This window comes from Flavobacterium cellulosilyticum, from assembly GCF_004349355.1.
In the GTDB taxonomy this organism is placed as follows: domain Bacteria; phylum Bacteroidota; class Bacteroidia; order Flavobacteriales; family Flavobacteriaceae; genus Flavobacterium; species Flavobacterium cellulosilyticum.
In genome coordinates, this window is the sequence record NZ_SMFK01000013.1 from 102855 (window position 1) to 112638 (window position 9784).

11 protein-coding genes are annotated in these 9784 nt (G+C 33.3%); 8 read left to right on the plus strand and 3 right to left on the minus strand.

Features of this window, described 5'->3' with window-relative positions; translation table 11 throughout:
* Positions 1-4 precede the first annotated feature (4 nt).
* The 4 genes from tsaE (at position 5) to E0F76_RS15585 (ending at position 3691) form a co-directional block, all read left to right on the plus strand.
* Positions 5-412 carry a tRNA (adenosine(37)-N6)-threonylcarbamoyltransferase complex ATPase subunit type 1 TsaE gene (gene tsaE / locus E0F76_RS15570; protein WP_132008200.1) on the plus strand — a complete coding sequence of 136 codons (408 nt, stop codon included), beginning with the start codon at positions 5-7 and terminating at the stop codon, positions 410-412.
* 78 nt (positions 413-490) lie between these two features.
* Positions 491-1684, plus strand: a complete 1194-nt coding sequence (locus tag E0F76_RS15575) for an alanine dehydrogenase (protein WP_132008203.1) — start codon at positions 491-493, stop codon at positions 1682-1684.
* 131 nt (positions 1685-1815) lie between these two features.
* On the plus strand, positions 1816-2193 hold the full coding sequence (locus E0F76_RS15580; RefSeq protein ID WP_132008206.1) for a DUF4258 domain-containing protein: 378 nt from the start codon (positions 1816-1818) through the stop codon (positions 2191-2193).
* Positions 2194-2734: 541 nt separating this feature from the next.
* The gene (locus E0F76_RS15585) at positions 2735-3691 is read left to right on the plus strand and encodes an SRPBCC family protein (protein ID WP_220398934.1); all 957 of its coding nucleotides are present in this window, start codon (positions 2735-2737) and stop codon (positions 3689-3691) included.
* A gap of 56 nt (positions 3692-3747) precedes the next feature.
* On the opposite strand, the gene E0F76_RS15590 is transcribed toward E0F76_RS15585, so the two are convergent.
* Complete coding sequence (locus E0F76_RS15590) at positions 3748-3945, minus strand: hypothetical protein (protein WP_132008209.1); 198 nt, start codon at positions 3943-3945, stop codon at positions 3748-3750.
* Positions 3946-4349: 404 nt separating this feature from the next.
* Between E0F76_RS15590 and E0F76_RS15595 the strand changes: the two genes are divergently transcribed.
* The 3 genes from E0F76_RS15595 to E0F76_RS15605 all read left to right on the plus strand — a co-directional run bounded on the left by E0F76_RS15595 (position 4350) and on the right by E0F76_RS15605 (position 7128).
* Positions 4350-5492: a hypothetical protein gene (locus E0F76_RS15595; protein ID WP_132008212.1), complete on the plus strand. Its 1143-nt coding sequence runs from the start codon at positions 4350-4352 to the stop codon at positions 5490-5492.
* Between the two features lie 8 nt (positions 5493-5500).
* Positions 5501-6274, plus strand: a complete 774-nt coding sequence (locus tag E0F76_RS15600; protein ID WP_132008215.1) for a T9SS type A sorting domain-containing protein — start codon at positions 5501-5503, stop codon at positions 6272-6274.
* Positions 6275-6669: 395 nt separating this feature from the next.
* The gene (locus E0F76_RS15605) at positions 6670-7128 is read left to right on the plus strand and encodes a DUF305 domain-containing protein (protein ID WP_132008218.1); all 459 of its coding nucleotides are present in this window, start codon (positions 6670-6672) and stop codon (positions 7126-7128) included.
* A 290-nt stretch (positions 7129-7418) separates the two neighbouring features.
* Here the strand turns inward: E0F76_RS15605 and E0F76_RS15610 are convergent, their stop codons facing one another.
* Positions 7419-8180 carry a CHRD domain-containing protein gene (locus E0F76_RS15610; RefSeq protein WP_132008221.1) on the minus strand — a complete coding sequence of 254 codons (762 nt, stop codon included), beginning with the start codon at positions 8178-8180 and terminating at the stop codon, positions 7419-7421.
* Positions 8181-8641: 461 nt separating this feature from the next.
* Here E0F76_RS15610 and E0F76_RS15615 point away from each other — a divergent pair, with 461 nt between their 5' ends.
* The gene (locus tag E0F76_RS15615) at positions 8642-9115 is read left to right on the plus strand and encodes a DUF2059 domain-containing protein (protein WP_132008224.1); all 474 of its coding nucleotides are present in this window, start codon (positions 8642-8644) and stop codon (positions 9113-9115) included.
* Between the two features lie 406 nt (positions 9116-9521).
* Here the strand turns inward: E0F76_RS15615 and E0F76_RS15620 are convergent.
* On the minus strand, positions 9522-9784 hold a 263-nt coding region (locus E0F76_RS15620), incomplete at its 5' end, for a transposase (RefSeq protein ID WP_165932686.1).

The following is a 9784-nucleotide window of genomic DNA, read 5'->3' on the forward strand; positions in this document are numbered from 1 at the left end:
AACCATGAACATCACTTTTTCACTAGAAGAAATAAATGAAGTTGCCCAAAAAATTTTAGAACAAAATCCGAATAAAGTAATGCTTTTTCACGGAGAAATGGGTGTGGGAAAAACCACTTTGATAAAAGCTTTGGCAAAACAATTGGGGATAACTGAAACTACATCTAGTCCAACTTTTTCTTTAGTTAACGAATACCAAACTACTGACAATCAACCTGTATATCATTTTGATTTTTATAGATTAAATAAAGAAATGGAAGCTATGGACATGGGAGCCGACGAATATTTGTTTTCAGGGAATTGGTGTTTCATTGAGTGGGCAGATAAAATTCCGAATCTAATTCCTGATTTGCATTCGGTTATTTCATTAGAATTGCTAGCGGATGGGAAACGTTCTTTAAGTTTAAGTTAAATAGTTTCCTGAATTATCCATCCATTCCGAATTAATTCTTTTTTTTTCTGTAAATTGTACCCCTAATTTCATCACCTAATGTCGATATCTCCATTTACAAAACAACAATTATTGCCTCAAGAAGAAAAGCTTGAAATTGCGAGAAAAAAAAGCAAACTTTTTATTGGAATACCAAAAGAAACCAGCTTTCAAGAACGTCGCATTTGCTTGACTCCTGATGCAGTAAACTCTTTGACCTATCAAGGACATCGCGTAATGATTGAATCTGGAGCAGGTGAAAATTCGAGTTATTCTGATAAAGAATATTCAAATGCCGGAGCAGAAATAACAAAAGACACCAAAAAAGTCTTTAGCTGTCCCATGATTTTAAAAGTAGAACCTCCTACTCTTTCTGAAATTGAAATGATCAATCCCGAAACGATTTTAATTTCGGCAATTCAAATCAAAACTAAAAAGAAAGCCTATTTTGAAGCTTTAACCAAGAAAAAAGTAACAGCTTTAGCCTTCGAATACATTAAAGATGAAGATGGATCCTATCCAGCTGTAAAATCGTTAAGCGAAATTGCAGGAACAGCCTCTATATTAATTGCAGCGGAGTTGATGATTACAAATCAATTTGGAAAAGGACTCCTCTTTGGCAATATTACAGGCGTTCCTCCTACTGATGTGGTAATAATTGGAGCAGGAACTGTGGGCGAATTTGCTGCAAAAACTGCCATTGGCTTAGGCGCAAGCGTCAAGATTTTTGATAATTCGATTACAAAACTCCGCCGTTTGCAAAACAATATCAATCACCGTGTTTTTACATCTACCATTCAACCCAAAGCTTTACTTAAAGCCTTAAGACGTTGTGATGTGGTCATTGGCGCTATGCGAGGCAAAGAACGCTGTCCTGTTGTTGTCACCGAAACTATGGTAGAACACATGAAAAAAGGAGCGGTCATTGTCGATGTAAGTATTGATACTGGAGGATGTTTTGAAACATCGGAAGTAACGACTCACGAAAAACCAACATTTATAAAATCCAACGTAATCCATTATTGTGTTCCCAATATTCCGTCGCGCTATTCAAAAACAGCAACACTTTCAATAAGTAATATCATTTCTCCATTTTTATTACAAATTGCAGAAGATGGTGGAATCGAAAAAGCGATTCGTAGAAATAACGGTTTAAAAAACGGCGTGTACTTGTACCACGGAATTCTTACAAAAATTGCTATCGGTGATTGGTTTGATTTACCTTGCAATGACATTAATTTAATAGTGTTTTAAGGAAACTTTCTTTTATCTTTGCAAAAAATTTAATTTATGGTTTTGCCACTAAAAAAGGATGTTGTAAACAAACATCAAAAAATATAAAGGCGTTACCATTGATGACAACAACCAAATAATTTTTTACAAATATGAAATTCGCTCACCGTTTCGCTTATTATTTATTAGGGTTAATTATGGGATCTTTCTTTGTGGCAGCAGTGTTTGCAGGCAAAGATACCAGCTGTAATTATTTTCCAAATGCCCGGGTTTTAAATGATTTAAGGAATAAGCCTTTTGGTTATTCTGACAAAGCTTCGAAAGTATTGGCCGAAAAATGGATAGACACCACTGATATCAAAAACTGTTTGAAATTAGGAGACATTGATTTTGACAACAGTAACATCAAAATCGGAAGCGGAAAAATATACGTTATCGAAGGTCAAACAGTCAAAAATCAAAAGGTCATTCTAAAAGTCATTAATTACCCAGAAAAAGCGGTTTTAGATGAAATCATCAAACAAAAATAGCTGATAACAATACCGCAAAAAAATCCATTAGCAATAATGGATTTTTTTTGTGGCTAAACACAAGAGAATTTTACTAAGTGCAATTGCTGCTTTTTGAAATCCCCAGATAATTAGCAGCCATTATCTATTTTTTCTAGGAGCTGTTCCCGTCATCTGTTACAACCTATTTGGTTTCAAACCCTTTTTCTAGGTGCTGGCAGTAGCTTCCTTTGGTCGCTCTGCCCCCACCAGAAAAAGCGGTTCTCCACCTGCATCGGTTTTCACTGCTACCGGGGCTATGGATTTTGCGATAAATTAGGCCGTTTACGTTTTCCCGTACAATCCCTCAAACAAAAGCAATTATCTTTGAAAAACAAGAAAGTACAAAATATTTAATCCGATTTTTCGGAATTAATATTTACATTTGAGAAAAGAAGTAAAGCGAAACAAACCTTCGCTAAACTACCAAAAATTGGGTGGATACACGATGGTTTGTTTCGCCAATATGGATGTTGGCACACAGTTTTGTGCGAAAGAAAAACGAAAGAACAATTTATAATAAATGAAAATATTTGACAAATTAATAGAATTGAATGAAACCATCCGAAAATGGGTTTCTGTAATAATTACAGTTTGTATTGCTGGAATTTTATCGCTGTGGGGAATTTATGGAATTGGAGAATATGGAATTGCACTTTTTATGCTAACTCCGTTTTTAATTGGATTTTGTTCAACATTCCTTTATGGTTACAAAAATAGAATAAAGAAAAGTGATGCGATTTGGATTGGTTTTACAACTCTTGCAATTTGCACTTTGGCTTTAATTGTTTTTGCAATGGAAGGCTTGATTTGTATCGTAATGGCTGCACCAATCGGAATTTTATTCACTTGGATTGGTAGTTTAATTGGATATAGTTTTTTGAAAAGTTCAAAAAACACTACTTCATCTGCTTTATTAATTCTTATCGCAATAATTCCTTTAACTTCTTTTGTAGAAAATAAAATCGAACCCGAATTGACTTCGGTATCAACTTCAATTATTATAAACGCAAAACCTATGGAAGTGTGGAAAAACGTAATTGAATTTCCAGAATTAGACAAACCAACTGAATTTATATTTAAAACAGGAATTGCATATCCGATTAACGCAAAAATTGTTGGAAACGGAATAGGTTCTGTAAGACATTGTAATTTTACAACTGGAAGTTTCGTAGAACCTGTAACAGTGTGGAACAATGGTAAATTATTGAAATTTAATGTTCTTGAACAACCTGCACCAATGAAAGAATTGAGTTTTTGGAATATTGACGCACCACATCTACACGACTATTTTGTTTCAAAAAAAGGACAATTTAAATTAACTGAACTAAAAAACGGAAATACGTTACTTGAAGGAACAACTTGGTATTATCACAATATAAAACCCGCTTTTTATTGGCAAATATGGAGTAATTTGATAATACACACTATTCACGATAGAGTATTGATACACATAAAGAAGAATTCCGAAAAAACGTAACGGAAAATAGACCGATCTGCCAACAGCCATTTTTAGCTAGCTGGAATTTAGTGGAATTATTTTTTTACATCAAGTTTTCGTTCAGCCGAAAATTGAGCGGTTACGAATTCCCAACTCGTTTGTCCAAGTTCTTTGATGCTCATTGCAATCAAAACATCACAGTAGTGCTTCACTTCCTTAAATGCTATAATTTTGCCAATTTCGTCTCTTTTTCCTAAGTCCTTTTTAGGAATATTTTTACGTATGTAACACAATTACAACTGTTTAAAAAAATAATTAGGATTTTAGTTTTTAATTTAAAAGTGTTTTTGTAATTTTAATATGCTGGACATAAACGAAAATTATATCCTTCTTTTCCCCACTTCATAATTCAGCCAAACGTTGGAGAACAAGTCTCCGACTTCCTCTCCAACATGCGAAGCTTAGTGTGAGGAAGTGCTTTCAGACCTTCTCTCAACTTAATCTTTACCAAGCGCAAAGCCAACTCAAAGCTTCGCTTGTGACCGCCAATCAGTTTAGGACACTTTTAATTGTGGTGCTTTAAACGAACTGTAAGAAAATGTATAAAAAATCATAAACTCTCTAACAGAATCATTACAGTCAATGCTTTAGCAGGACATACAATTCAATAATTACCAACAATTAAATTTCAAAAAAAATGAAAAATTCAAAATTACTTTTGACAACAACTGCTGTTGCAGTTTTAATGATGTGTTATTCGCCAAGTCAAGCAAAAATATGGCGAGTGAACAAAGGTTCCAATTATAACGGAACTACTTTGTTTGGAAACAACTTTGGCGGAACAGCCGCTTATCCTGTCTTTAAAGAACTTGACCAAGTAGTAGGTTCCAGCGGTTGGGGTTCATTTACAGTTGGAGACACCATTCATATGGAAGGCTCGACTGCAGGTATTTATGATATTGCTACAGTAGTGAAAAGGTGCGTTATTATCGGACCAGGCTATTTTTTAGGCGACAACTCCAAAACAAGCAATGACCTATACGAAGCCAAAATTGTAAGAATAAATTTTAATACCGGCTCGGCAGGCTCTGTTGTTATGGGAATGAATGTAGTTGATAATGGCAATACTGCGCATGGGTATATTCAGATTGCAGCCGATAATATTATGGTAAGAAGATGTCGTATAGAGCGGTCAGTATATTTTTTTATAACAGGCGGTTCGGGGCTGCAGCTTGCAACAATTAATCAAAATTTTTTTCCTTCTGGCTTTACACCAAACAATGCGTTATATATAACTAACACTGGATTTGTGCCACCAGTTGATTTGATTTTTAATAATAATATTTGTCAGAAAACATTGATTTGGCATCGGGGAAATGGTACCATCGCAAACATTACGCAATGCAAAAACAATGTGTTTGACGGGCCAGGTAATTCATTGAATCTTGAGTTTACCACAGCCGATTTTAGCAATAATATCTTAATCCCAACTAATTCAACAGTCAACATTACTGCAGCTCCTGGTCAAATTTCCTATAACATCGGCACACAGAATACTCAATTTGGTACTAACAACTACAACCTCGTTGTGCCTGCAATTACAACATTATTTACAGTTGGAACTTCAACTGATGGTCACTATCAAATTCAATCAGGAACACAAGCTTATCAAAACGGCAGCGATGGAACAGATAGAGGAGTGTTTGGTGGAGTTCCGGCCAGTCGATACACATTATCAGGATTAGCACCAGTTCCTGTTGTTTATGAAGCTACTTCAACTGGTGTAGTTTCTACAACCACAGGTTTGCCCATTACTGTTAAAGCAAGAACTATTAAATAATTAGCACCATGAAAAAAATAATATTTGTGCTCGCATTTATTGCATCTTCCATATTTGCCTATTCTCAAAATGTAATAAGGGGAGAATATTTTATTGATGCTGAAACTGGATTTGGAAATGGAATTCCTTTTGCAATAGCAGTTCCAGATACTGATATCACGCAGACCTTAAACATACCTTATAGTAATTTCTCTACTCCAGGTTATCACTATGTTTTTATCCGAATATTGGATGCAAATGGAAATTGGAGTATTACTAAAAGAAAATTGGTAGAAGCTGATGAAAAGATTAGCGCACTAAACTTAATTAATATTGAATACTTCTTTGGCGTAGACAACGGATTTGGCATTAACAATGCAATGCAACTTGTTCCTTCAAGTGACAGCACTTGGACTTTCAATATTCCTTTCAATCAGATTCCTTCAACATGGACTACCAACGATAAACTTTTTTTGAGAGTTCAAGACAGCACAGGAGGCAAATGGTCAATTACTACTAGAGTTGATACATCAAACCTTTCTACTGTTGGAATAGATGAATTAACAAAATTATCGGGCGTTACTGTTTACCCCAACCCATTTTTTGACGAATTAAATTTGATTCTTAAAAATGTGGATGTTGCCAATGTTAAGTTATACACCATTGAAGGTAAATTGCTTTTTGATAAAACTATAAATCAAACAGCAAGCATTGATACCAAATTTCTTTCATCAGGTTTATATGTTTTGCGTGTAATTTCAAAAGATAAAAAAATATTCAGTATTAAAATTGTGAAAAAGTAGCGATAACAATGAAAATTCGGTCAGAAGCTACTAGAGTAGACGGCTCCGTTAGCAACATACGGAGTTTAGCACTAACCCCAAACTGGTGCTCGTCTGTACGAGTACCAACTTAAATTAAAAAATTATTCGTAGGGTTTGTAACACTGCTTGCCCCACTAGAGCTCATTTGTCCAAGATCTCTGGTGCTCGGTTGCATCGAGTACCAGAGGAATTATTATTGCGCCGCATGGCAAACACTTTATATCGTTCCCTACTTGAGCTCGTTTCTCCAAATTCTCTGCTGCTCGATTACAATGAAGAATAGAGGAGTTTTTAGATAAACTTACGTTACCAGCTTGCATGAGCGTAGCTCGTTAAAAATTCGTATCTTACAAATTAATTTAAAATTTTGAGTTATGGAAAATAAAGACAATTCTCAGTATATAAAGTTTGCAATGATGTTGGCAATATCTTTCGTTATTATGTACGCTGTAATGTTTATGAATGTTGATGAGTTAAGCCATATATATTTAAGTTATACCAGAACATATATGACACTTTTAATGATTGCAGCAATGGCTTTGGTTATGTTGTTACTAATGCGGAAAATGTATACAAACAAGAAGCTAAATTCGATAATTATTATTTCCTCAATTTCACTTTTTGTTTTTGCTTTAACAGCGTTGCGAAGCCAAGCTTTTATTAGCGACACTCAGTATATGAAAGCAATGATTCCACATCATTCTTCTGCAATAATGACAAGCAAAAATGCAAATATTAAAGACCCTGAATTGCGTAGGCTTACTGATAGCATCATAAAATCTCAAGAAGAAGAAATAACTCAAATGAAACTTATTTTAAATAGAATGAAATAACCCGAGGGATAGCGTATAGACGAAGTAATTCAACGCTATCCGTAAAAAAAATATGCATATCAAACGCTTTGAGGTTACGAGCAAAAGTACAAAAATTACAAAAAAATCAGCCTAAGGAGCTGATTTTTAATTTTGTATTCTACTTCAACTCAACTAGAGTTCAATAGATTTTTTGATATCGTATGTTCGACCATTAGAAAATAAATACAAATAAGGCTGTCTCATTTGTTTTTTGAGACAGCCTTATTACATTAGTCATTTATAAATGAAATTTAAAATGCCTATTTAGTTTAGGATTTAATAATTTTAAAGGTTGTACTTTGCTTATCTGCAGTATTTATCTTTATCAGGTAAATTCCCGATTTTAAATAAGAATAATCGAATTGAGAGGTATTAAAATTAACGGTTTTAGAATCAATTAATTTACCTGCCAGATCCAATATTTCAACTTTTAAACTTTTATTGGTTTTATTATTAATAGTTAAAACATCTTTTAAAGGATTAGGATATACATCCAATTTAGAGTGTAACTCAAAACTATTAGAATTCAATGTACATGTAAAACCTCTTATTTCACCACCTCCATAAATTGAGGAATGGATATTAAAATACGCTTTATTTGCATCTAATGCTGCTACTAAAGCAATAAAAGCACTAGCCGCAGTTCCTCCATTTGCTGTAATATACGAACTGTTATAACTTGTATTTAAAGACATGTCTAGAGTATAATCATAAGTTCCTGACGTAACTCCTGAAGGAAACCCTGGAAATGTTGGAGTTGTAGTTGCAACACCAGCAGCTCCGGTATTTGCAGTTGCAGTTGCAGCATGAATATGAGAAGCAGTTACATTTCCGGTTAGTCCAGAAAAATCACATTGCACTCTCATAGTCATAAGACCTACATCTACTGTTACTGTTGCAGTTCCAGTTCCTAGAGATGTATTTGGGGCATTTTCATTTGCACCATTCAAATTAAATCCATAAACTTTAACTTGACAATTAACAGAATATGAAATTAATAAAACACTTAATAATAACATAATTTTTTTCATAACAATTCATTTTTAATTAAGATTAATAATTAGTGAAATTGAAACATAAATTTAAATATCTATTTGAACATAAATGTAAACATAATAAATAAGAAACTTGATTTTTTTTGATTTATTTTTTAGTTAACAACTTATACGTCAATTTGTTAATCATAAAAAAAAACAAATTTAAAACATTTCAAATCTATGAGTATATAAAAAAAACAATAAATTGCATCATAGCTGTATCACAAATCCATAATTTAGAGCTCAGAATCACAAGGACTTTAGGATGTCTTTTCAAAAACCGAAAATGATCTATGATCCAAGTTATCGTGCGAAGTACCCTAGCTTTCTGCCCTATACAATAGAGCAAGAGCCACTCTTTCATAAACACAAATAAAATAAGTTATTTTAAGTAAGTGTCAGTGAAAAAATTACATTTATAAATGAATAGTAATAGGTAACACAACCAAATAATTATGAAAAAATTGATTTTAGTTATAATGATTTGTATCCCATCGTTAATGGGATATTCACAGACAAAAAAGCAAGAATCGATTAAAGAATTGTTTCATGTAATGCAGCAGGATTCCATTATGGATAAAACTTTTAGCGCAATGATTCCCATGATGATGAACCAAATGAAAAGTCAAGATCCAATGATAAATAATCGATCAGAAGAATTGATGAAAGCGACGATGCAAAAAGCCAAGGCAATTTTAAAAAAATTGATTGACGAAGATATGGTTGCGGTCTATGACAAGTATTTTTCTCAAAAGGAAATTAATGATTATATTTCTTTTTATAAATCGAAGTCGGGTCAAAAATACATTAAGGTGACACCGGATATTTCAAAAGATTTTATGTCGATAATGATGGAAAAATATATGCCTGAAATTCAAAAAATGATTCAAGATAAGTCTGAGGAAATTAAAAACTCCGAGAAAAAATAAATATCCGTTTGTTCTGAAAGGCAAAATATCTTTCGTCAATGCATTGGCAGCTTCATATTTTGTGAACATCAACGATAAAAATGCAAAATGAGTCAAAATGCTATAGTAATAAATCGTTAAGGATTTTTGCATTTCAACAAGTAATTACATCATCCAAACCTTGCTTACTATAAAATATGAGTGGGGTTTTGTGTTTTCTTAAAAGTACATAAAGATATTTGTAGCCCTGATGGAAGCGGCATCGCCCGATTTAGAAAACAAGGCTTTTTTCGGCCGTAGTTTTTCTTATCGGGAATATAGTGGACAGCAGGAGGATTTGTGCTTGAAATCGCCATAGTTCTGCTACTAGAGAAAAAAAATATAAAGTCAAAATGGATCAATCCCAAAACCTGTGGAGCGACAAAAATTAAGCATAAATATTTGTTAGTCTAAAAAGGAAAAACTCAATATTTCTAACCCCTCTGAATTGAGATCTAAATGCTTTTATTTTGGCATTGAAAGACTCAGCCGAAGCATTTGTACTTCTGTTATCAAAATAATTCAATATGGTTTGGTAATGATTGATTATTGTTCGGGATATTGTATTGAAAGACTTGAACCCTGATTGATTTACTTTTTCGTGCCATTTGGCAAGTCTAGCAAAACCAATAATTTTATCGGTAGTTTTTT